Annotated in this window: 23 protein-coding genes; 18 read left to right on the plus strand and 5 right to left on the minus strand. The window is 63.4% G+C overall.

The genetic code is table 11. The features are described 5' to 3' along the window. Positions 1-24 precede the first annotated feature (24 nt). From AC2TZ7_RS03205 to AC2TZ7_RS03290, 18 genes are all read left to right on the plus strand, one after another. Positions 25-1,062: a TRAP transporter substrate-binding protein gene (locus tag AC2TZ7_RS03205; protein ID WP_098409558.1), complete on the plus strand. Its 1,038-nt coding sequence runs from the start codon at positions 25-27 to the stop codon at positions 1,060-1,062. 110 nt (positions 1,063-1,172) lie between these two features. Next, positions 1,173-2,537 (plus strand): glutamine synthetase family protein, encoded by a 1,365-nt coding sequence (locus AC2TZ7_RS03210; protein ID WP_347431071.1) that lies wholly within the window; start codon positions 1,173-1,175, stop codon positions 2,535-2,537. A 44-nt stretch (positions 2,538-2,581) separates the two neighbouring features. After that, positions 2,582-3,970: an aldehyde dehydrogenase family protein gene (locus AC2TZ7_RS03215; RefSeq protein WP_078570835.1), complete on the plus strand. Its 1,389-nt coding sequence runs from the start codon at positions 2,582-2,584 to the stop codon at positions 3,968-3,970. After that, the gene (locus tag AC2TZ7_RS03220) at positions 3,967-5,121 is read left to right on the plus strand and encodes an iron-containing alcohol dehydrogenase (RefSeq protein ID WP_489865873.1); all 1,155 of its coding nucleotides are present in this window, start codon (positions 3,967-3,969) and stop codon (positions 5,119-5,121) included. The genes AC2TZ7_RS03215 and AC2TZ7_RS03220 overlap by 4 nt, the downstream gene beginning before the upstream one ends. A gap of 279 nt (positions 5,122-5,400) precedes the next feature. Then, the gene (locus AC2TZ7_RS03225) at positions 5,401-6,468 is read left to right on the plus strand and encodes an ABC transporter substrate-binding protein (RefSeq protein WP_408648145.1); all 1,068 of its coding nucleotides are present in this window, start codon (positions 5,401-5,403) and stop codon (positions 6,466-6,468) included. Between the two features lie 77 nt (positions 6,469-6,545). Further along, positions 6,546-7,400, plus strand: coding sequence for an ABC transporter permease (locus AC2TZ7_RS03230; RefSeq protein ID WP_078522181.1), 855 nt, complete (start codon positions 6,546-6,548; stop codon positions 7,398-7,400). Continuing rightward, positions 7,397-8,185: an ABC transporter permease gene (locus AC2TZ7_RS03235; RefSeq protein ID WP_078522182.1), complete on the plus strand. Its 789-nt coding sequence runs from the start codon at positions 7,397-7,399 to the stop codon at positions 8,183-8,185. The genes AC2TZ7_RS03230 and AC2TZ7_RS03235 overlap by 4 nt, the downstream gene beginning before the upstream one ends. 3 nt (positions 8,186-8,188) lie before the next feature. Continuing rightward, a complete protein-coding gene (locus tag AC2TZ7_RS03240; RefSeq protein ID WP_489865874.1) occupies positions 8,189-9,247 on the plus strand; it encodes an ABC transporter ATP-binding protein in 1,059 nt (352 codons plus the stop codon). A 110-nt stretch (positions 9,248-9,357) separates the two neighbouring features. Continuing rightward, on the plus strand, positions 9,358-10,101 hold the full coding sequence (locus AC2TZ7_RS03245) for a hypothetical protein (RefSeq protein WP_489865875.1): 744 nt from the start codon (positions 9,358-9,360) through the stop codon (positions 10,099-10,101). 75 nt (positions 10,102-10,176) lie between these two features. Further along, complete coding sequence (locus tag AC2TZ7_RS03250; protein ID WP_098409570.1) at positions 10,177-10,818, plus strand: DedA family protein; 642 nt, start codon at positions 10,177-10,179, stop codon at positions 10,816-10,818. A 75-nt stretch (positions 10,819-10,893) separates the two neighbouring features. After that, positions 10,894-11,730: a hypothetical protein gene (locus tag AC2TZ7_RS03255; protein ID WP_489865876.1), complete on the plus strand. Its 837-nt coding sequence runs from the start codon at positions 10,894-10,896 to the stop codon at positions 11,728-11,730. A gap of 80 nt (positions 11,731-11,810) precedes the next feature. After that, positions 11,811-12,425: a ribonuclease D gene (locus AC2TZ7_RS03260; RefSeq protein ID WP_078522186.1), complete on the plus strand. Its 615-nt coding sequence runs from the start codon at positions 11,811-11,813 to the stop codon at positions 12,423-12,425. Next, positions 12,406-13,362: a KpsF/GutQ family sugar-phosphate isomerase gene (locus AC2TZ7_RS03265; RefSeq protein WP_489865877.1), complete on the plus strand. Its 957-nt coding sequence runs from the start codon at positions 12,406-12,408 to the stop codon at positions 13,360-13,362. Before AC2TZ7_RS03260 ends, AC2TZ7_RS03265 begins: the two co-directional genes overlap by 20 nt. Next, complete coding sequence (gene lptC, locus AC2TZ7_RS03270; protein ID WP_489865878.1) at positions 13,362-13,964, plus strand: LPS export ABC transporter periplasmic protein LptC; 603 nt, start codon at positions 13,362-13,364, stop codon at positions 13,962-13,964. The genes AC2TZ7_RS03265 and lptC overlap by 1 nt, the downstream gene beginning before the upstream one ends. Before the next feature lie 8 nt (positions 13,965-13,972). Then, on the plus strand, positions 13,973-14,464 hold the full coding sequence (lptA, locus tag AC2TZ7_RS03275) for a lipopolysaccharide transport periplasmic protein LptA (protein ID WP_255266375.1): 492 nt from the start codon (positions 13,973-13,975) through the stop codon (positions 14,462-14,464). Further along, positions 14,464-15,240, plus strand: coding sequence for an LPS export ABC transporter ATP-binding protein (gene lptB / locus AC2TZ7_RS03280; RefSeq protein WP_078541560.1), 777 nt, complete (start codon positions 14,464-14,466; stop codon positions 15,238-15,240). Before lptA ends, lptB begins: the two co-directional genes overlap by 1 nt. 296 nt (positions 15,241-15,536) lie before the next feature. After that, positions 15,537-16,112 (plus strand): ribosome hibernation-promoting factor, HPF/YfiA family, encoded by a 576-nt coding sequence (gene hpf, locus AC2TZ7_RS03285; RefSeq protein WP_098409576.1) that lies wholly within the window; start codon positions 15,537-15,539, stop codon positions 16,110-16,112. 33 nt (positions 16,113-16,145) lie between these two features. Further along, complete coding sequence (locus tag AC2TZ7_RS03290; RefSeq protein WP_078541561.1) at positions 16,146-16,610, plus strand: PTS sugar transporter subunit IIA; 465 nt, start codon at positions 16,146-16,148, stop codon at positions 16,608-16,610. Positions 16,611-16,677: 67 nt separating this feature from the next. Here AC2TZ7_RS03290 and AC2TZ7_RS03295 read toward each other — a convergent pair whose 3' ends face one another. The 5 genes from AC2TZ7_RS03295 to galE form a co-directional block, all read right to left on the minus strand. Then, positions 16,678-18,069: a nodulation protein NodH gene (locus AC2TZ7_RS03295; protein ID WP_489865879.1), complete on the minus strand. Its 1,392-nt coding sequence runs from the start codon at positions 18,067-18,069 to the stop codon at positions 16,678-16,680. Positions 18,070-18,072: 3 nt separating this feature from the next. After that, on the minus strand, positions 18,073-19,773 hold the full coding sequence (locus tag AC2TZ7_RS03300) for a DUF5927 domain-containing protein (protein ID WP_489865880.1): 1,701 nt from the start codon (positions 19,771-19,773) through the stop codon (positions 18,073-18,075). Between the two features lie 13 nt (positions 19,774-19,786). Continuing rightward, a complete protein-coding gene (locus tag AC2TZ7_RS03305) occupies positions 19,787-20,797 on the minus strand; it encodes a glycosyltransferase family 2 protein (protein WP_489865881.1) in 1,011 nt (336 codons plus the stop codon). Between the two features lie 212 nt (positions 20,798-21,009). Continuing rightward, complete coding sequence (locus tag AC2TZ7_RS03310; protein ID WP_489865882.1) at positions 21,010-22,032, minus strand: glycosyltransferase family 2 protein; 1,023 nt, start codon at positions 22,030-22,032, stop codon at positions 21,010-21,012. A 25-nt stretch (positions 22,033-22,057) separates the two neighbouring features. After that, positions 22,058-23,041: a UDP-glucose 4-epimerase GalE gene (gene galE, locus AC2TZ7_RS03315; RefSeq protein WP_489865883.1), complete on the minus strand. Its 984-nt coding sequence runs from the start codon at positions 23,039-23,041 to the stop codon at positions 22,058-22,060.

Genomic DNA, 23,041 nt, shown 5'->3' on the forward strand with positions numbered 1-23,041 from the left:
ATCAACCAACAAGGAGAGAGAGTGATGACGACAAGAAGACAGTTCCTCACCACCGGTGCGGTGGGTGCGGCTGCGGCGGGCCTCGCGGCCCCGGCCGTCGCGCAGACCACACCGATCAAGTGGCGTATGCAGACCTATGCCGGTCCTGCGCTGGCCGAACAGGTCGTGGACAATTGCATCAAGACCTTCAACGAAATCGCCGATGGCGAGATGGAGATCGAACTTTACTACGCCGACCAGCTGGTGCCGACCTCCGAGCTGTTCCGCGCAATGCAGTCGGGCACGATCGACGCCGTGCAATCCGACGATGACTCGATGGCCTCGCCCACCGAAGTCACCGTCTTCGGCGGCTATTTCCCCTTCGGCCTGCGCTACTCGCTCGACGTGCCGACGCTGTTCAACGAATGGGGGCTCAACGAGATCTGGGACGAGCAGTATTCGGCCGTGGGCGTGAAGCACATCTCGGCGGGCTCGTGGGATCCGTGCAACTTCGCCATGAAAGAGCCGGTGAAGTCGCTCGACGATCTGAACGGCAAGCGGGTCTTCACCTTCCCGACCGCCGGGCGCTTCCTCGCGCAGTTCGGCGTCGTGCCGGTGACGATCCCGTGGGAAGACGTGGAAGTCGCGCTGCAGACCGGCGAGCTGGACGGCGTCGCATGGTCGGGCATCACCGAGGATTACACCTCGGGCTGGGGCAAGAACGCGCCCTACTTCCTGACCAACAACATCTCGGGCGCATGGATCGGTCACTTCTTCGCCAACATGGATCGTTGGAACGAAGTGCCGGACCGTCTGAAGACGCTGATGAAGACCTGCTTCGATCAATCGCATTACCACCGCCAGTACTGGTACTGGTCGGGCGAGGCGAAGCTGCGCGTCGAAGGCACCGAGATGGAGCTGACGACCATTCCCGACGCCGAATGGCAGAAGGTCGAAGACGCCGCTCACAAGTTCTGGGACGAGATCGCGGCCGAGAGCGAGTTGAAGGCCAAGGTCGTCGACATCTTCAAGAAATACAACGCGACGATGGCGAAGGCAGGCCCGCCCTATCGCTGCGGCTAAGCAAAGCGGGGGCGGCGGAAACGCTGCCCCTACGACGCAACATTTGCCCTCTTGTGGGGCCCCGCACCGCGCGGCAATCTCGCGCGGTGATCTTGATCCCGGAGGAACTCATGTCGCGCAAATTATCGTTCGACGCGCTCAAGAAATCGGTCAATGCAGGCGAGGTCGATACGGTCATCGCAGCCCTTGTGGATATGCAGGGGCGGCTTCAGGGCAAGCGGTTCCACGCGGCGCATTTCATCGACAGCGCATGGGAAGAGACCCATTGCTGCAACTACCTGCTGGCGACCGACATGGAGATGGTCACCGTGCCGGGCTATGACGCGTCCAGCTGGGAGCGCGGCTACGGCGACTACGTGATGAAGCCCGACATGGAGACGCTGCGGCTGATCCCGTGGGTGCCGGGCACGGCGCTGGTGATCTGCGATCTGCTCGATCATCACAGCCACGAGCCGATCCCCCATTCGCCGCGCCAGATGCTGAAATCTCAGCTCAAGCGCGCCAAGGACATGGGCTTTGACGTGATGATGGCGACCGAGCTGGAATTCTTCCTGTTCGAGGAAAGCTATCCGCAGCTCTTCGACGCGGGCTATCCCGATCCGACCCCGGTCGCGCGCTACAATGTCGACTATTCACTGATGGGCAACTCGCGCGCCGAACCGGCGATGCGGGCGATGCGCAACGCGCTTTATGCGGCGGGCGTGCCGGTCGAATGCTCCAAGGGCGAGGCCGAATGCGGTCAGGAAGAGCTGAACGTGAAATATGCGGGCGGGCTTCAGACCGCCGACATGCATGTGCTGGTCAAGCAATGCGCCAAGGAAGTCGCGCAGTCGCATGGTCTCTCGGCGACCTTCATGGCGAAATACCACACCGACAAGGCGGGCTCGTCGAGCCACGTGCACCAGTCGCTCTGGAAGGGCGGCAAACCTGCCTTCTTCGACAAGGACGCGCCGAATGGCATGTCCGAGCTGATGCATCAGTTCCTCGCCGGGCAGCTGACCCATGCGCGCGAGATCACCTATTTCCTCGCGCCCTACACCAATAGCTACAAGCGCTTCTGCGAGGGGCTTTTCGCGCCGACCAAGGCGGTTTGGTCTTTGGACAACCGCACGGCGGGCTTCCGCATCTGCGGCGAGGGCACGAAATCCATCCGCGTGGAATGCCGCATCGGCGGGGCCGACCTGAACCCCTATCTGGCCTGCGCGTCGCTTCTGGCGGCGGGGCTGGCCGGGATCGAGGGCGAGATGGACCCGGGGCCGGAAGCCGCGGGCGATATCTACAAGGCGGGCGAAGTGACTGAGGTGCCGAAATCCCTGACTGAGGCGCTGGGCGCTCTGGAAGGTTCGGACATGCTCAAATCCGCCTTCGGTGAGGACGTGATGGCCCATTACGTGCGCGCCGCGCGCTGGGAAATCGAAGAACAGAACCGAGTTGTGACCGACTGGGAGCGGATGCGCGGTTTCGAACGCGCCTGAGTTTTGACAGACCCGCGGGGCCCTACACCCCGCAAGGAGACATGATGACCAAGACCCTGAAATGTATCTCGCCCGTCGACGGGCAGGTCTATGCCGAACGCGAGGCGCTGAGCGCCTCCGACGCGCAGGCGTTGGCCGCGAGCCTTCGCGCCGCGCAGCCCGCATGGGCCGAGCGCCCGCTCTCCGAGCGTATCGCGCTCGTCGAGGCGGGCATCGCCAAGCTCAACGAGATGAAGGATCTCGTGGTCGAGGAGCTTGCGTGGCAGATGGGCCGTCCGACCCGCTACGGCGGCGAATTCGGCGGCATGAACGAGCGTGCGGGCTATATGGCCTCGATCGCCGAAGAGGCGCTCGCCCCGATGGTGGTCGAGCAGAGCGACAGCTTCCTGCGCCAGATCGCGCGCGAACCGGTCGGCGTCGTCTTCATCATCGCGCCGTGGAACTACCCCTATATGACGGTGATCAACTCGCTGGTCCCGGCGCTGATCGCGGGCAACACGGTGATGTTGAAACACGCGACGCAAACGATGCTGGTGGGCGAGCGCATCGCCGAAGCCTTCCACGCGGCGGGCGTGCCGCAGGACGTGTTCCAGAACGTCTATCTGACGCACGAGACCTCGGAAGAGCTGATGGGCGCGAAGGCGTTCGATTTCGTCAACTTTACCGGCTCGGTCGGTGGCGGTCGCGCGGTGGAGCGCGCACTGGCGGGCACCTTCACCGGGCTGGGCCTCGAACTGGGCGGCAAGGATCCGGGCTATGTCGCGGCGGATGCCGATCTGGATGCGGCGGTCGACGGGCTGATGGATGGCGCGCTGTTCAATGCGGGCCAGTGCTGCTGCGGGATCGAGCGTATCTACGTCCATGCGAGCCTCTACGACGCTTTCGTGGAAAAGGCCGCGGCCTGGGCGAGCAAGCTGACCCTCGGCAATCCGTTCGAGCCGGAAACGACGCTGGGCCCGATGGCCAACAAGCGCTTCGCCGAAGTGGTGCGCGGCCAGATCGAGGATGCGATCACCGATGGCGCCAAGCCGCTGCTCGACCCCGAGCTGTTCCCGGCCGATGACGGTGGCGCCTATCTCGCGCCGCAGATCCTCGTCGACGTGAACCACGAGATGCGGGTGATGCGCGAGGAAAGCTTCGGCCCCGTCGTCGGCATCATGCCGGTGAAGGATGACGAGGAAGCCATCGCCGCGATGAACGATTGCGATTACGGGCTGACCTGCTCGATCTGGACCGCCGATCCCGCCCGCGCCGAGGCGATGGGCAAGCGGCTGCAGACCGGCACCGTCTTCATGAACCGCTGCGACTATCTCGACCCGGCGCTGTGCTGGACCGGCTGCAAGGAAACGGGCCGTGGCGGCTCGCTTTCGGTGCTGGGCTATCACGCGCTGACGCGTCCGAAATCCTACCATCTCAAGAAGGTGACGAAATGACTGCCCCCACCGCAAACTGGTCCTATCCGACCACGATCAAGTTCGGCCCCGGCCGGATTTCGGAACTGGCCGATCACTGCAAATCCGTGGGTATCGCGAAGCCGCTTCTGGTGACCGACAAGGCGCTGGCCGCACTGCCGATCACCGCCGGGGCGCTCGACGTGCTGGACGCGGCGGGCCTTGGCCGCGCGGTCTTCTCCGAGGTCGATCCGAACCCGAACGAGGGCAACATGGCCGCCGGGATCGAGGTCTTTAAAGCGGGCGGCCATGATGGTGTGATCTGCTTCGGCGGCGGCTCCGCGCTCGATCTGGGCAAGATGATCGCGCTGATGGCGGGGCAGGACGCTTCGCTGAGCGTCTGGGACCTGGAAGATATCGGCGACTGGTGGACGCGCGCGAACGGTGACGCCATCGCGCCGATCATCGCGGTGCCGACGACCGCCGGGACCGGCTCGGAAGTGGGGCGCGCGGGCGTTCTCACCAATTCCGAGACCCATAAGAAGAAGATCATCTTCCACCCCAATCTGATGCCCGCGATCACGATCTGCGATCCGGAGCTGACGGTCGGCATGCCGCCCTTCATCACGGCGGGCACCGGGATGGACGCGCTGGCGCATTGCCTCGAGGCGTTCTGTAGCCCGCATTACCACCCGATGAGCCAGGGCATCGCGCTCGAAGGGATGCGGCTCGTGTTCGAGAACCTGCCGCGCGCCTATACGACGCCGGACGATCTCGAGGCGCGCGGCAACATGATGTCGGCGGCGGCGATGGGGGCGGTGGCGTTCCAGAAGGGCCTTGGCGCGATCCACTCGCTGAGCCACCCGGTCGGCGCGGTCTACGGCCCCCATCACGGCACGACCAATGCCTGCGTGATGCCGATGGTGCTCGACTTCAACCGCGCCACCATCGAAGAGCGGATCAACCGCGCGGCGGCTTATCTGGGCATCGCGGGCGGCTTCGAGGGGTTCAAGGCCCGGATCGAGAGCCTGCGCACCGAATTGTCCATCCCGGCGAACCTGACCGAGATGGGCGTGAAGCGCGAAGATCTCGACATGCTCGTCGCGATGGCGCTGGAAGATCCGTCCTGTGGCGGCAACCCGGTCGAGATGACGGCCGAGAATACCCGCGCGCTTTTCGAGGCGTGTCTTTGATATCGGCGCGAGCGGGGGCTGCGGCCCTCGCTCGTCGGCGCGGATCACGCGTCTGTAACTAGTGTTGATGAGGAATTTTGCTTCAACATCTGTACTGCCAAAAATCTGTTACAACGCCCGCATAAAGGGTCGCCGATGCCGGAGCCAACCGGACGGCACAACCGTCGAAAGACATTAGCTCGGGGGAGACAGGACCGCATGAGGCGGCACCGCCCTCCATCAACGGGGAGAGACCTGAAAATGACCTTCAAGTTCCGTTATCTTGCAGCGGCCAGCGCCATGGCCCTTGCTGCCAGCACCGGCGTCAGCTTCGCCGACAGCATGGATGACCTCTACGCTGCTGCGAAAGAAGAAGGCAGCCTGACCACGATCGCGCTGCCGCATTCGTGGTGCAACTACGCGGGCGTGATCGACGGCTTCAAGAAGAAGTATCCCGGGATCACCGTGAACGAACTGAACCCCGATGCGGGCTCGGCCGACGAACTCGAAGCGATCCGCGCCAACAAGGACAACAAGGGTCCGCAGGCGCCCGACGTGATCGACGTGGGCCTTTCCTTCGGCCCGGCGGCCAAGGACGAAGGTCTGATCCAGCCCTACAAGGTCTCGACCTGGGACACGATCCCGGACAGCGCCAAGGATGCTGAAGGCTACTGGTACGGCGACTATTACGGCGTGCTGTCCTTCGCGGTGAACAAGGACATCGTCGACAACGTGCCGCAGGACTGGTCGGACCTGCTCAAGCCGGAATACGCGAACTCGGTGGCTCTCGCGGGCGATCCGCGCGCCTCGAACCAGGCGATCCTCGGCGTTCTCGCCGCGGGCGTCGCAGCTGGCGGCGAGCCGGGCAAAGCCTCGGGCGAAGCCGGTCTGAAATACTTCGCCGAGATGAACAAGAACGGCAACTTTGTGCCCGTCATCGGCAAGACCGGGACGCTCGCTCAGGGCGCGACCCCGATCGTCGTCGAGTGGGACTATAACGCTCTGGCCGGTCGCGACACGCTGAACGGCAACCCGCCGGTCGACGTCGTCGTGCCGAAATCGGGCGTTGTCGCCGGTGTCTACGTTCAGGCGATCTCGGCCTACGCGCCGCACCCGAACGCAGCCAAACTCTGGATGGAATACCTCTATTCGGACGAAGGTCAGCTCGGCTGGCTGGAAGGCTATTGCCACCCGATCCGCTTCAACGACCTGTCGGCCAACGGCAAGGTTCCGCAGAAGATGCTCGACGCGATGCCGCCCGCCGAGGGCTACGCCAAGGCCGTCTTCCCGTCGCTCGACGCGCAGGCTGCGAACAAGGAAGTCGTGACCGGCGGCTGGGACAGCGTCGTCGGCGCGAACGTCCAGTAACCGACCCCGCATAAACACACGCCCCGCGCCTGATCGCGCGGGGCGACTTTATTGAAAATTCTGCAAAGCGAGGCCCGATGCAAAGCCGCAAGCTGCCGCTGACTTGGGTGGGGATGGTTCCCTTCACGCTCTTCGCGCTTTTGTTCCTGATCGCACCGACGATGTATATCGTGGTGGGCGCGTTTAGGACGAGTGACGGGGGCTTCACGCTGTCGAACCTCGTGAACCTGTTTCAACCGACGATCCTCGCGAGCTACTGGATCTCGATCAAGATCAGCCTCGCCACTGCGCTTGTAGGCTGCCTGATCGGCTTCGCGCTGGCCGCCGCCGTGACGCTGGGCGGCCTGCCGAACTGGCTGCGCGGTCCGGTGATGACCTTCTCGGGCGTGGCCTCGAACTTCGCGGGCGTGCCGCTGGCGTTTGCCTTCCTCGCGACGCTGGGGCGTCTGGGTCTTGTGACCGTGCTGCTGAAGTCGTGGTTCGGCTTCAACATCTACACGCATGGCTTCAACCTGCTCAGCTTCTTCGGTCTGACGATCACCTATCTGTTCTTCCAGATCCCGCTGATGGTGCTGATCATCACTCCCGCGCTGGACGGTCTGAAGCGCGAATGGAAAGAGGCGGCGAGCATCCTCGGCGCAACCGGCTTCCAGTACTGGCGCATCGTCGCGCTGCCGATCCTCTGGCCCTCGCTGCTGGGCACGCTGGCGCTGCTGTTCGCCAATAGCTTCGGCGCGGTGGCGACGGCCTATGCGCTCACCGGCTCGTCGATGTCGATCGTGCCGATCATGCTTTACGCGCAAATCCGCGGCGATGTGCTGCAGGACCCGCATCTGGGCTACGCGCTGGCCTTCGGGATGATCGTCATCACCGGCCTCGCCAACCTCGCCTATGTCTGGCTCCGCGTACGCTCCGAAAGGTGGATGCGATGAAATCCAAGAAACTCTGGTCCTGGCTCGCGCTGGCTTTCGGCGCGCTCTATTTCGCGCTGCCGCTGCTCGGCACGCTGGAATTCTCGCTGCGGGCGCGGCGCGGGGTCTATTCGCTCGACGCTTACCGCTCGGTGCTGGCCGATCCGCAATTCCGCGAGACCTTCAGCTACTCCGTCGTGATGGCGATCTTCACGATCCTCGTGGGCGCCCTGATCGTGGTGCCGACCGCCTATTGGGTGCGCCTCAAGCTGCCGCATTGGCGCCCGGTGGTGGAGTTCATCACGCTCCTGCCGCTGGTGATCCCGCCGATCGTGATCGTGTTCGGCTATATCCGGCTCTATAACACCTCGTCGATCCTGCCGCTGACCGGCACGACGACGGGCACCAATGTCCTGCTGATGCTGGGCTACGCCACGCTCTCGCTGCCTTACATGTATCGCGCGGTCGATACCGGGCTGCGCACCATCGATGTCGGCACGCTGACCGAAGCCGCGCAAAGCCTCGGCGCCGGTTGGAGCACGATCCTCGCCCGCGTCATCCTGCCGAACGTGCTGGTCGCGGTGCTCTCGGGCGCCTTCATCACCTTCGCCATCGTCATCGGCGAGTTCGTCCTCGCCTCGCTCCTCAACCGGCCGGCATTCGGCCCCTACATGCAGCTGACCGGCGCGAACAAGGCTTACGAGCCTGCCGCGCTTGCGGTGATCGCCTTCTCGATCACCTGGATCTGCATGGGGCTGATCCAACTCGTCACCCGGTTTTCCAAACATACGAACGCAAAGCGGTAACCCATGGCCTCTCTCGAGATCGAACATCTGGAAAAATCCTTCGGCGCGAACCGCGTGGTGAAGGATTTCAACCTCTCCATCGAAGAGGGCGAATTTATCTCACTGCTCGGCCCGTCGGGCTGCGGCAAGACGACTGTGCTGCGGATGGTGGCGGGCTTCGAGAGCCCTTCGGGCGGCGCGATCCGCATCGGTGGGCAGGACGTCACGCATCTGGGCGCGAACCAGCGCAATATCGGCATGGTGTTCCAGGCCTATGCGCTGTTTCCCAACCTGACCGTCGCGCAGAACGTGGGCTTTGGCATGCGAGTGGCGAAACGTCCGCGCGCCGAGATCAAGGCCCGTGTGGCCGAGATGCTGGAGCTGATCGGCCTGCCCGATCTGGGCAATCGCTATCCGTTCCAGCTGTCGGGCGGGCAACAGCAGCGTGTGGCGCTGGCCCGCGCGCTCGCCATTCAGCCGCGCGTTCTGCTGCTCGACGAGCCGCTTTCCGCGCTCGATGCGAAGATCCGCGTCTCCTTGCGCGAGGAAATCCGCGACATTCAGCGCCGTCTGGGCATCACCACGATCTTCGTGACCCACGATCAGGAAGAGGCCCTGTCGATCTCGGATCGGGTGGTGGTGATGAATGGCGGCGTGGCCGAGCAGATCGGTGCACCCTTCGAGATCTACAACCAGCCGAAGACCCGCTTCGTCGCGCAATTCGTGGGCACGCTGAACGCGCTCGAGGCCGAAGTGGCCGACCCGGCGCGCGGTGCTTTGCGCGTCGGCAACACCGAGGTGATCCTGTCCGAACCGGTCACCGCGGGCCAAGGCGCTCCGGTCACGCTGGCCGCGCGGCCCGAAGTTCTGGCGCTGGGCCGCCGCGAGGGCAATGACACGGTGTTCACGGGGCGGATCGTCGAGACGCATTTCCTCGGCTCGATCCTGCGGGTGAGAATGGAAGTGGAAGGGCAGCTTATCGCGCTCGACACGTTCAACCGCCCCGGCAATCCGCCGCCCAAGGTCGGCTCCGAGGCCGAGGTCAGCGTCGCGAGCCGCGATCTGCTGGTTCTGGCCGACTGACGACGCGAAAACACGCGTGCGCCCCTCTTTTCTCCGGGTTTTCGGACCCGGAGTCGCTTCTGCCGCGTTGCCGATAGAACGCTACGTGCGACCGATGCAGAAGGATGAAAATGGAGTGGCTCGTCGATCATAATCAGGTGGTGAGTATCGCGGTGCAGATCGTCACCGCGCTCGTCTGGATTATCTATCTGCAACTTCTGCTGCAGAATTTCCGGCGGGAGCGTCGCTCGAAACTGCTGCTCACTCGGGTCGCGGGCGGCCATGAGCGCGGGCATCTGATGCTGGGCAATATGGGCGCCGAGCCGATTTTCGTGAAAGCCCTTCTGGCCGATCTCGTGATCGACGGGAAAACCTATCACTCGATCGCCAGCGATTCCGGGGGGTTTGCCCCATTCGCGGAGTCCAGCCCCAACGAGTCGATCAAGGGCCCGCTGAAAACCGCGGAATATCGCGATCTTGGCCGCATTTCCGATCTTGTGGATGTTGCGCTGGAATTCTCCGACCTGCCCGAAGACGCGAAACGGGTGGAAACGGTGGTTTTCACCGTTCTGGCAGAGGGAAGTCGCGACAATATCCTGACCGCCGGGCGGCTCTGTCTCGATGTCTATCACGCCGGGGAGCATCAGCGCTTCTTGCCGCAGACCTCTTCGACGGTGCAGCTGCGCAGCTTCCGCAAACGTCGCGAATTGGCGGCGCGTCTGAAGGAAATGCTGGAGCACGAAGCGCGCGCTTTCCTCACCAGTGAAGACGGCCAGCGCCGCGAGCGTGGCGCAGAGCTGCAACAGCTGCGGCACCGCCAGAGACAAAGCGAGAAGGGGCGTCAAACCGACGCTCCGCACGAGGCCGCCGAATGAGGCTTTGCGAGACCTGTCGTCCAATATAACCGAACACGGCGCGCCGTTCCGGCTTCAGGCGCCAAAGGAGACATCATGTTCAACTGGATCACCGGCGTCATCGCGTCCTTCGGCTATTTCGGCATCGCGGGGCTGATGCTGCTGGAGAACGTGTTTCCGCCGATCCCGTCCGAGCTGATCATGCCGCTTGCGGGCTATATGGCGGCGCAGGGGAAATTCTCGCTGACAGGGCTGATCGTCGCGGGCACCATCGGTTCGGTGCTGGGCGCGCTCCTGTGGTACTGGATCGGCCTAAAGATCGGGATCAAGCGCCTGTGCCACCTTTCGAGCCGCCATGGCCGCTGGATCGGCATCACCCCGCGCGACATTACCCGGACCAAGAAATGGTTCGACAAGCACGGCTGGGTGGGCGTGTTCTTCGGACGCATGCTTCCCGGCGTCCGCACGCTGATCTCGGTGCCGGCGGGCATGGCGCGGATGCCGTTCGTCCCGTTCCTCGCCTACACCACGCTGGGCAGCGCGCTCTGGACCGCATTGCTGACCGTCGCGGGCTATCTGCTCGGGAAGCAGTACAGCGAAGTCGCAAGCTGGGTGAACCCGGTCTCGACCGGCGTGATCGTGGTGCTCGTCCTGCTCTACGCCTATCGCGTGATCACCTGGAAGCCGCTGAGAGAGACCGACGACCCCAGCGGCGCCACGCCCGCGCACGAGAGCTGAACTGCTGTTTTCCTTGTTTCATGGGGGAATGCTCGCTAGACCGCGCTTCGACTTCGCGTAAGGGGCAGTGACGCCATGACAGGCACGGATCGGAATATCGTCATCCATCTCGGGTTTCCGAAAACGGGAACGACGACGATCCAGTCCCTGCTCGACGTGAATACGGCGCGACTGGAGCCAGAACTCACGATCGCCGCGAAAGGTGACCTGACACTGCAACTGCGCAAAGTCGCGATGCGGGCGATGCACGTGCCGATGGCGCGCGCCTTCTGGATGTGGCGGTTTCACCGCGGGTTGAAGCAGCTGCGCCGCGATGTCGATGCAATGACGTTCAAGACGCTGATCATCTCGGATGAGACCCTGTTCGGGCTGAATCCCGCGCGTCTGAGCGACATTTCGAGCTCCGGGTCTTACGAGGACATGCTGCGTGCCCTCGACGCTGCGCTGGACGGTTACGCGCCGCGCTACATCGTCTATCTGCGCGATCCCGAAAGCTGGAAGACGAGCTTCTACAATCAGAATTTCAAGCGCCGGCGCACGACGCAAAGCTTCGCCGACTGGTCGAAGGAGCATGACTTCGAGACCGGACCCTTGCAGGTGATCGAACGGATGCGCGTCGTCCTCGGGGACCGTTTGGCCGTTCGGCAGATGGAAGACGACCGTGCGGAGGGTCATTTTCTCGGGCAGGCGCTGTTGGAATATGCAGGTCTGCCGCCCGAGCGTTTCGCCGATCTGGAGATGCCGCCCCGCCAGAACGAGAGCATGGCGCCCGCCGCGATCGAATTGCTGCGGATGATCCACGAGAACCCGGCCTTCCGCGGCAAGCGGTATCGTTTCCTCGTGCGGCTTTTCGCGCGGAACCCGGAACTTTTCGCCGAATTGCCCAAACCCGGGAACAAAGACGACGACTAGGCCGGGTTTCGCCATCTCGCGTTGGCAAGAACGCGGCAAAAGGCTTATATGCCCGGCAAGACGTTAAAGAAGGACACGCCGTGGCAATCCACCTGCATCAAAACGACCTTCCCGACGGGCTCGATCTCGGTCCCGTCGTGGCCATCGACTCCGAGACGATGGGTCTCGACCCCCGCCGCGACCGGCTCTGCCTCGTGCAGCTTTCGGCGGGCGATGGCGACGCGCATCTGGTGAAGATCGCCCAAGGTCAGACCGAAGCGCCGAACCTGTGCCGCATGCTGGCCGATCCGTCGGTGGAGAAGCTGTTCCACTTCGCGCGTTTCGACGTAGCCGCGCTTTACAATGCGTTCGGGGTGGAGACGAAGCCGGTCTTCTGCACCAAGATCGCCTCGAAGATGGTGCGGACCTTTACCGATCGCCATGGGCTGAAAGTGCTGGTGCAGGAGCTTGTCGGCGTCGACATCTCCAAGCAGCAGCAAAGCTCGGACTGGGGCGCGGCGGAGCTGACCGACGCGCAGATGGAATATGCGGCCTCGGACGTGCTCTACCTGCATCAGATCAAAGCCGAACTCGTGGCACGGCTGGAGCGCGAGAACCGGCTCGGGCTGGCGCAGGCCTGTTTCGATTTCCTGCCGACGCGTGCGAAGCTCGACCTGCTGGGCTGGGATGAACCCAATGACATCTTCCACCACTGATTATTCCGACATCGCCCGCCGCGTGATCGGCATCGAGGTCGCCGGGCTGGAAGCCTTGGCGGCGAGCCTCGATGGCGATTTTTCGCGCGCGGTGGCGATGATCCTCAAGACCGAGGGGCGCGTGATCGTCTCCGGCATGGGGAAATCGGGCCATATCGGGCGCAAGATCGCGGCGACGCTGGCCTCGACCGGGACGCCCGCGCATTTCGTGCATCCGGCGGAGGCGAGCCACGGCGATCTGGGCATGGTCACCCGGCACGATCTGGCGCTGGTCCTGTCGAATTCCGGGGAGACGCCGGAGCTGGCCGATATGATCGCCCATACGCGGCGTTTTCAGATCCCGCTGATCGGCGTGGCGAGCCGCCCGGATTCGACCCTGCTGCGGCAGGCCGATCTGGCGCTGGTGCTGCCCAAGGCGGAGGAAGCCTGTGGGACGGGCGTGGTGCCCACCACCTCGACGACGATGACGCTCGCGCTGGGCGATGCGTTGGCCGTCGCGCTGATGGAGCATCGCGAATTCACCGCCGAGCATTTCCGCACCTTCCATCCGGGCGGAAAGCTGGGCGCGCGCCTGTCGAAAGTCTCCGATCTGATGCATCGCGACATGCCGCTGGTGGCGGAAGACACGCCGATGCCCGATGCGCTCTTGATGATGAGCCAGAAGGGTTTCGGCGTGGTCGGGGTCACCGATGAGGCGGGCCGCCTGACCGGGATCGTCACCGATGGCGATTTGCGGCGCCATATGCAGGGGCTGCTGGAGCATAAGGTCTCGGAGGTGATGACCGCCAATCCGCGCACCATCGCGCCCGGGCAACTGGCCGAGGCCGCCGTGGCGCAGATGAACGAGCGCAAGATCACCGCGCTTTTCGTGGTCGAAGACGAAAAGCCCGTGGGCTTCCTGCAGATCCACGACTGCCTGAGGGCCGGGATCGTCTGATGATGTACGACAACAGCCATACGCGACTGGTGAACTGGGCGAAGATCGTCCTGCCGCTGCTCGCGCTGGCGCTGTTGTCGACGATCTTTCTCGTCTCGCGCCGGATCGATCCGAGCGCCGCGATTCCCTATGCCAAGGTCGATGTCGAGAAACTCGCGCGCGAAAATGCGGTCACCCGGCCCGAATATTCCGGCGTGACCGATACCGGCGCGACGCTGTCTGTGACCGCCGCGCAGGCCCGCACCCAGCCGCAGCAGGATCAGGGTGCGAGTGCCGATCAGGTCGCGGCGAAGCTGACCGCGCCCGACGGCCATGTCACCGATCTGAACGCGAATAAGGGTCTATTCCAGCCCAATTCGAACCGGATCGATCTGATCGGCAAGGTCGCGATGCAGACCTCCGACGGCTACCGGGTGAACTCCGACAAGGTCGAGTTGCAGACCGATAGCAGTATCCTGACCTCGCCCGGCCCGATCCATGGAACGTCCCCTTTCGGAACGCTCGATGCGGGCTATATGCAGATGGTCCCGACGGCGGATGGCGGCAGTCACGATCTTGTTTTCAAACAGGGTGTGAAGCTGGTATATCAGCCGCAACAATGAGGGTGTGGATGTTTCGAGCGCGTTTTTTCACCGCCTGTGCGATGGCGGTTTCGTTCCCGGTTCTCGTGATGGCGCAAAGCGTCGATTTCGGCGGGCTGCGCGCCGACAAGACCGCCCCGGTCGAAGTCACGGCCGACTCGCTCAACGTCAATCAGGAAAGCGGTCAGGCGGTGTTCTCCGGCAATGTGGAGGTCACGCAGGGCGACATGCACATGAAAGCCGCCGAGCTTGAGGTGTTCTACGCCAGCGACAAACGCACCGAGATCACGAAGCTGCACGCGACGGGCGGTGTCACGCTGGTTTCGCCCACCGAGGCGGCAGAGGCGGACGAAGCCGTCTACGACGTGAAGGCGGGCACCGTCGTGATGACCGGGAAGGTGCTGCTGACCCAAGGCGACAACGTGATGTCCGGCAACAAGCTCAACGTCGATCTGAGCACCGGCGCCGGCACGATGGACGGGCGTGTGCGCACGCTTCTGAAGCCCGCCGGGAGTAAGTGATGGCCGAGGATGCCGTCAAAAGCGACGCCGGGCTGGCCCCGGTCGCGGGCCAGGGCGGCTTGCAGGTCCGGGGTCTGCGCAAGAGCTACAAGCGCCGCCCCGTGATTCGCGACGTCTCGCTCGACCTGTCGCGTGGCGAGGTCGTGGCGCTTCTGGGGCCGAACGGTTCGGGGAAAACCACCTGTTTTTACAATATCGCGGGTCTGATCCGCCCCGATGCGGGCGAGGTTCTGATCGACGGGCGCGATGTGACGGGCCTGCCGATGTATCGCCGCGCCCGGCTCGGGATCGGTTATCTGCCGCAGGAAGCCTCGATTTTCCGCGGGCTTTCGGTCGAAGACAACATCATGGCGGTGCTGGAGGTGGCGGAATCCGATCCCCATACCCGCCGCGAGCGTCTGGAAGAACTGCTGGGCGATTTCTCGATCGGCCATCTGCGTCAGGCGCCCGCGCTGGCGCTGTCCGGGGGCGAGCGCAGACGCTGCGAAATCGCGCGCTGTCTGGCCGCCGATCCGAAATATCTGTTGCTGGATGAACCCTTTGCGGGTGTCGATCCGATCGCGGTGTCGGAGATTCGCGCGCTCGTCGCGCAGCTCAAGGATCGCGGTATCGGCGTTTTGATCACCGATCACAATGTGCGCGAAACGCTCGAGATCGTGGATCGTGCCTATATTCTGCACGACGGGACGGTGCTGATGTCGGGCACCGCGGAAGAGGTTGTGCAGGACGAAAACGTGCGCCGCGTCTATCTCGGCCAGCATTTCCGCATCCTCTGATCGTGATCCGCGGATCCCTGCCGGGCGCCTCCGCCTACCGGCAGTTTTGCACTGCAGCGAGGGAGACCCGTTGACACCCCCCACGATCCATCCCCAAATACATAAGAGATGCGTAATGTTCGCCCCCACTCCCCGGGCGCGCTTGCGGCTCCCGAGAGGGGTCCGGCGCGCGGAAGGTCCCCGAAAGAGGGCCCGGGCGAATTCAGACTCAACGCGACTTTCCAAGAGATTAACCGGCCCGAAACCCCTGCCGAGGAGGCTGGGGTCACTGGCCCAATGCGTGAAGGAGGAAATCCATGCGTTACCAAATCACCGGCAAACAAATCGATGTCGGAGAGGCCCTGCAATCTCATGTGAAGTCGGAGCTGGGCGAGGTCGCCGAGAAATACATGCAGCGTCCCACCGACGCGCAGATCACCTTCTCGCGCGATGCGCATGAGTTTATCTGCGAGGCGACGGTGCACCTGTCCACCGGGCTCACCGCTTCGGCCAAGGGCCATGCCACGGAAATCTATGCCGCCTTCGATGCGGCGCGCGAAAAGATGGACAAGCAGCTGCGGCGTCACAAGCGCAGATTGAAAGATCATCACCGCGACCGTGCCGAACCAGTTGAATTCGAAGCCGCAGGTCTGTATGTGCTCGCCTCGGAAGAGGATGACGATACCGGCGAGACGCGTGAAGGCGCTCCGATGATCGTAGCCGAGATGGAAACCAAGGTTCCCACTCTCTCGGTCGGTGAAGCGGTCATGCAGATGGAGCTGTCTGATGCGTCGCTACTCGTCTTCCGCAACGAGAAACATGGCGGGGTCAACGTCGTTCATCGGCGTGAAGACGGCAATGTCGGCTGGATCGACCCGCGCAACAGCAAATGAGCGGCCCGGAACGGGCGCGGAGTAGACGAGTTCATGGACCTATCTAAACTTCTCGTGCCTGGCGCGGTCAAAGTGCTGTCGAATGTCACGAGCAAGAAACGCCTGTTTCAGGATCTCGGTGACATCGCGGCGGCGTGCTACAAGATCGACGCCGCGGAGACTGTCGATGCGCTGCAGGAGCGTGAAAGCCTCGGGCCGACCGGTGTCGGCCATGGCGTTGCGCTTCCGCATGCGCGGCTCGAGGGGCTGAGCGAAGTCGTGGGTGTCTTCCTGCGTCTGGAAAAGCCGCTCGATTTCGACGCGGTGGACCGGCTGCCGGTCGATCTGGTCTTCGCGCTCTTCGCGCCGAAGGATTCCGGGGTCGAGCATCTCAAGGCGCTGGCCCTCGTGTCGCGCACGATGCGCGATCCGGAAACCTGCGAGAAGCTGCGGGCGAATACCGATCCGTCGACGCTGCACGCAGTGCTGACGGAGGCGCAGAGCCGTCAGGCGGCCTGAACCGGTTTCGAATGAAAATCGAAAAAGCGCGTCGGTCCGCCCGGCGCGCTTTTTTCATGGCACAGGCTCAGTCGCGCCAGTTTCCGAAGCCGAACTGCATCATGTCGCGCGTATAGGTCTCGCGCGCGGCGGCCTCGAGGTCGGGCGTCCAGATATCGGCGAGCTTGATCGGGGCGGTGTCGGTCTCGCCCGGCGCGAAGGCAGGGGCCTCTACCCCGGCCATGCTGGCGAGATAGGCGAAGTCCTCGGCCATCCGCTCCTCGCGCACCAGAAGGTCGGGCAGGGCGAATTGCCCGATCCCCTGCAGCGCCGCCGATTGCGTCGCCCAGAGCGTGTTCACCGGCAGGCTCGTCTGGTTCGCGAGATTGGATTTGAGCCAGCCCAAGAAGGCGATCAGCGCCTCGGCATAATCGGCGGGCGCGATGCTCTGCCCCTCCTTCGGGATCGGCAGCTTGTAGCTTTGACGCAGGACGGCGCGGGTCTCGTCCATATTGTCCCAGTTGAGTACCGCGTTGAACGCCAGATGCGCGCGCATCAGCGGGTGGCGCAGCACGGTGAAGCTGCGATGGCCGGGATGGCGACGCTTCCACTGGCGCAGGGTCTTCTGGCTGAACCCTTCGACCAGTTCGCCGGTCGCCGCCAGCCAGTCGCGGATCGGCGCATCCATTGCAGGCCGGAGCGGCATATAAAGCAGCCCCGCCTCGCTCGCGATGAAACCGGGAACGCCGGGACCGCGCCGGGGCTCGAAATTCGGGGTTTTAGACAGGTTGAACCGGTCGAGCCGCGCCAGCGACGCCTCCATCCCCGGGAAATTCGCGACCTTCGCCTCCAGCGGCTCGGGGTTCTGCACTTTCAGGCTCTCGGGCAGCTTGTCGAGCCGCCCCGCAACGCCCAGCCAATTCGCCAGACCGTTGAGCACCTCGACCGACTGCGCATCCTCGTAATCGATATAGAAGGCCGTCTGCCCCGAGCGTTGCAGCGCGTTTTGCAGCGTCACCTGAAAGTCCTGCAGCCCTTCCAGATGGGCCTCGAACTCCTCGGCGTCGAAGCGCGCTTTCGTGGCCTTGCGGTGCTTCGCATCGCCCAGCTTCCACTGGCCGGTGGCGCGCGCGATCATCAGGCTGACATAGCTCTCGATCGGGTTGCGGGTGAGCACGATCTTCGCGCATTTCGGGTCGTTCACGAAGACGGCCAGCATCCGCGGGTCGTGATCGTGGAAATAGCGGCAGCCGTTCAGCCCGTCCTGCGATTTGATCGCGCCCCATAGCGTCAGCGGATCGTCATCGCGCTGCGCCTTGGTGACGCCAACCAGCTCCTTGCGGTTGGGATAGCCGATCAGCGCCGGGTTGAACGCCTCGCCGTGGCAGGTCACGCCGTCCAGATCGTTCAGCGCAGCTTCCAGCAGATTGGAGCCGGTGCGCATCTCGGCGAAGACGACGAAACTGTCAAATTTGGGCATGTCTTATTTCACCAGATAGGGGCGACCGCGGCGGGTGGCGGCGTCGCGCTTCCCGCTTTGCTCGAGCGGGAAATCCCCCATCACGAGCGGCTGCATCCCCTGGTTCTTGAGATTTTGCAGGAATTGGTTGAACCCCGACAGATCGACCATCTGCGGCGCTTCGGTCAGGCGACGGGTGGCGCGGGGGCTGATCTCGTCGATGATGGTCTGCAGGGGCTCCATCGGGTTCTCGATGAAATCCGCGACGGTCCAGATCCGCACGCGCGCCTTCACATACATCGAGCGCAGAATCTCCAGATGCTCCAGCTCGCGTTTCTGCAGCATCGCGGCCTCGCGCCGGATCGTCGCGAAATTCTCGTTCTTGCGCGACAGCGGCAGCGCCCAGGCGCCGGTGATGACCGAGATTTGCGCATTCGGATCGGTCGCGGTGAACCAGTTATTCGCCTGATTGTCGCGCGGCGAGAACATGTAGCACTGACGTTCGCCGCGCGAGTTCCAGATCAGGTTCGTGAGAAAAGCACGCGGGTTGTAGTCGCGCAGCGCCGCGTCGTCGGTCAGGCAGCCGTTGAACATCCGCTCGTTGCCCGCGAACTCGGCGCGCTCGGGCGCGTAGAGATGGCCATGCACCCGCGCCCCCACGTATTTCGCGAGCCAGCCGTCGAAATTCTCGAAGAGATCCGAGAAGCCGTGGAAGATCGAATAGGGTGCCGAGGTCTTGCCGTTCTCGTGGTCTTTCTTGGGAAAACGGCTTTGCATGTAGAGGCCCGGTCGTCCGCGCGTGCGGCGCTCGATCGACTTGGAAAACAGCCGGTCGATCTTGGCCGGGTTCGGCTCCGCCATGACAGACCGCCCGGGGCTTTTGTCGAGGAAAGTCCGATAGAGCTTATCCGCCTTGGGCCAGATTTTCCGCGCCACGAAGCAATCCGAGCGCCGCAGAAGCTGCAGGTGATCGTCGTAGAAGATATGCGGCTTGCCCTGAAAATCGAACTTGGTCAGCGTCAGCGAGCGGCTCTCGATCGAGGTGGAATAGAGCCTTGCGAGGGTCTGGAAATAGCTCTCATCCGGGATCCAGACGCGCTTGAAATAGCGGTCGTAAAGCGCGCGATCGGGGTCTTCCAGAATGGCCGAAAGGGTCTGGCGCGTCAGGCACCACCATTGGCTGCCCAGATGCGGCACCAGCCCGTCGGGGATGCGCCGTTTGAAGCCGACGCGGCGCTGGAACTCGACATAGCGGTCGAACATCCGCCGCTGCTTCTTCCATGAAAACGGGAAGCGCAGCGTGAAGCGTTCGATGTCGATCCCGCCGACGGTCCAGCCGACCTCCGTGGTGGTCACGCTCTCGATGAAATCGGTATAGGGCCGCGCGTCGAGATAGTCGGTCAGCTCGTGCAGCGGGCGCAGCGGCAGGCAGGAGCCCGACGCCAGATAGACGTGGCGCACGTCGTCGTGCAGCGCCAGCATCTGTTCGGCCGCGGCTTGGCTGGCGGCGACCAGCGACCACGTGCCCCAATTGCATTTGTAGCGCCGCGAGAAGGAGACATTCTCCAGATCGGAGAGCATCTTCTTGAAGCCGTTATAGTCATGCGCGGTCACGCGGGCATCGACATGGATCACCACGGGCGACCCGCCCTCCGACCAGAACCGCGCAACCTGCGCGGCCCGGTCGAGCGCGGTGTGGCACATCATGATGAATCCGACTGTCACGCGCCTTGTTTCCTCACGCCCAATTGCCCTTCGACATCAGCCCGAGGATCTCGAGCTGGCGCCAGTTGATATATTTCTCCGACCATTTGCACCACAAATCGGGCTCTTTTGAGATCGTGCGGGCATAGGCGTGATATTCGCGCGATCCCGCGTAATGCTGCTTGCGCTCCAACTCCTCTTCGACCTTGTCGGCGAGCGGCGAGAGGAACTTCGCATGCAGCAGGCAGCCCGAGACCATCTCGCCGCCGATCGTGTCATAGACCTGGTTCAGGCCGCGCGGCAGCAGCATATGGGTCGAGGAGATATAGACGTTCCCGCGCTCCCATTTGACCAGCGGGATCTTGTTGAGCGAGGGGGCCTTCTTGGGCGCGTCGGGAAAGAAGATGCGCGCCCGCGGTCCGCCTTGAATCCACAGATTGTTGGTCTCGGAATTCTGCGAGATCATGTAATTGCCCGCATCGAACCAGCAGGCCAGATCGAACGGGTTCTGCCCCTCGCGATAGGGCTGCGCGTCGATCGGCCCTTTCGGATACATATCGAGCAGCATCGCCGGGAAAGACCGGATGCCATAGGTGTCGAGCCAATCGGTCAGCGCCTGAATGGGCCGCGTGTCGCAGAACGGGTAGACGAAGAATTCATCCGGATCGAGCGTCAGCGTCCAATGCCCGGTGCCGTATTTGCGCAGCAGCCAGTTCATCCAGTCGATGCCGAAATTCGACGCCTTGTAGGAGGCCTCCGTACGCCAGACCGAGCAATCCTCCTGCTGGGCGAGATACTCGGCGCTGCCATCGTCGCTGCCATTGTCGACAAACAGGAAGTGCCCGACGCCCATCTCGCGGTAGTAGCGCAGGAAATAGGGCAGGCGGATGCGTTCGTTACGGGCGGTGACGAAGACGAGGATATCCTCGGGGCGGATGTTGCCGGTGCGGTCGGAATAGAGAGAGAGTTCGCGGCTTTTGCGGAAAGCCCGAATCTGCCGAATTCTGCGTTTACGGCGCAGCCTGGCGATCTCTCTCAGTCCCAATTGCCGTCCCTCTCCGACGTCGCGGTCATTTCGTGCCGCACTGGTCCCTTGCTACTCGCATCGTAGTTCTCAAATCGTTAAAGGTCGCCCTGTTCAAATCGGCAAGTTTTCAACGGCTTATCAATATCTTCCGATACTTACCCGGTTTGCTCGCTGGTGAGAAGGCCACGCCTAACGCTTGCGTCAGCAATGTTGCCCCCAAGTCAACAAATTCACATCCATCCGCCGCGCGACATCAGCCCCTGCGCCTCCAATTGCCGCCAGTCGCCGAGTCGCGTCGAATGTGGCGCCCAGAGCTCCGGATCGGCGGCCAGCGCGTCGTAATACTGGTCGAATTCCGCGGGCTGGCCGAAATGCTCGCCGCGCGATTTCTCCTCCTTCGACTTGTCCACGATCTCGTCGAGAAACTTCGTGTGCAGCAGCAGCCCCGAAATCGCCTCGCCGCCTTCCGTGTCGTAGGTCTGGTTCAGGTGGCGCGGCAGCAGCGCATGGGTCGAGTTCAGATAGGCCCACCGCCGGTGCCAGCGCACCAGCGGGATCTTCGACAGGGTCGGCGATTGGCGCGGGCTATCGGGGAAAAACGCCCGCGCCCGTGGCCCGCCTTGGATCCATAGCGCATCGGTCCGGTCCTGCCGGGTGGTCATGTAATTCCCGGCGTCGAACCAGCTCAGGATCTTGCACGGGTCCTGCCCTGCCTCATAGCGCTGCGCGCCCAGCGGCCCTTTCGGGTAGAGGTCGAGCATCATGGCCGGGAAGCTGCATTGCCCCGACCGGTCGAGCCAGTCGGTCAGCGCTGGCAGGGGGCGGCTGTCGTGATAGGGGTAGATCAGCAGCTCATCCGCATCGACGGTCAGGCACCAGTGATCGTGCCCGTAGCGCAGCATCAGCCATGTCACCCAATCGAGCCCGAAGCGCGAGGCCCGGTAACTGTCCGACGTCTGCCAGAGCGAGACATCGCGCGCCTCGGCCAAGAGCGCGGCGGTGTCATCCGTGCTGCCATTGTCGACGATCAGGAAGTGATCCACGCCGAGCTTGCGGTAATGCTTGAGGAAAAAGGGCAGCCGCCGCGCCTCGTTGCGCATCACCGCGAAGGCGAGGATCGCACCGGGCTTTATCTTGCCCGTGCGGTTGGTGACGCGATCAAGCTGATGCCGTTTGCGCAGGGCGCGCCACAGGAAATGCTTGCGCTTGAGGCGCAGCCTGTAGCCCTCCCAAAGCTCACGGCGCGATGGCATTCATTCTCCTGACCCTACCTCGGGGTCAGTATTCATACTCTGCCGCCTGATGCCAACGCCATGCATCGGAAATCATGGTGGAAAGGTCCGACCGCTTCGGCTGCCAGCCAAGCTCCTCGGTCGCCCGTTTCGAGCCCGACACCAGCGCCGCCGCATCGCCGGGACGACGGTCCCCCTCGACAATCGGAACGTCGCGATTGGTCACCGCGCGCGAGGCGTCGATCACTTCGCGCACCGAGAACCCGTTGCCCGAGCCAAGGCAGAAGACCCGCGACGTCTTGCCGTCCTCGAGCCATTTCAGACCCAGAACATGCGCATCCACCAGATCGGAGACATGGACGTAATCGCGGATGCAGGTGCCGTCGCGCGTCGCGTAATCCGAGCCGAACACGGTGAGCGCCGGGCGTTTGCCCGCGATCGCATCCAGCATCAGCGGAATGAGATGCGTCTCGGGGATATGCTGCTCGCCGACTTCCGCGTCGGGGTCGGCGCCCGCCACGTTGAAATAGCGGAAGATCACCGAGTTCAGCCCGTGGCTCGCGCCGAAATCGCGCAGCATGTCTTCGATGGCGCGTTTCGAGCCGCCATAGGCATTGATCGGGCGCTGTTCGGTGTCCTCGTTCAGCACCACCCCGTCCTGATCGCCATAGGTCGCGCAGGTCGAGGAGAAGACGAAGTTGAGGCAGCCCGCATCGACGGCCGCCTCGATCAGGTTCAGCGCGCAATTCACGTTGGTGCGCCAGTATTTCGACGGGTTCTGCATCGACTCGCCGACAAGGCTCAGCGCCGCGAAATGCATCACCGCGATGGGCTGATACTTCGCGAAGACCTCGTTGAGGCGGGCACGATCGGCCAGATCGCCCTCCTCGGCGGGGCCGAATTTCACCGCTTCTTTCCAGCCGGTCGAGAAATTGTCGAAACAGACCGGGACATATCCCGCCGCTGCTAGCGCTTTGCAGGCGTGCGAGCCGATATAGCCCGCACCACCCGTTACCAACACATGCTTCAT

This window comes from Thioclava sp. ISO4 (assembly GCF_058105145.1).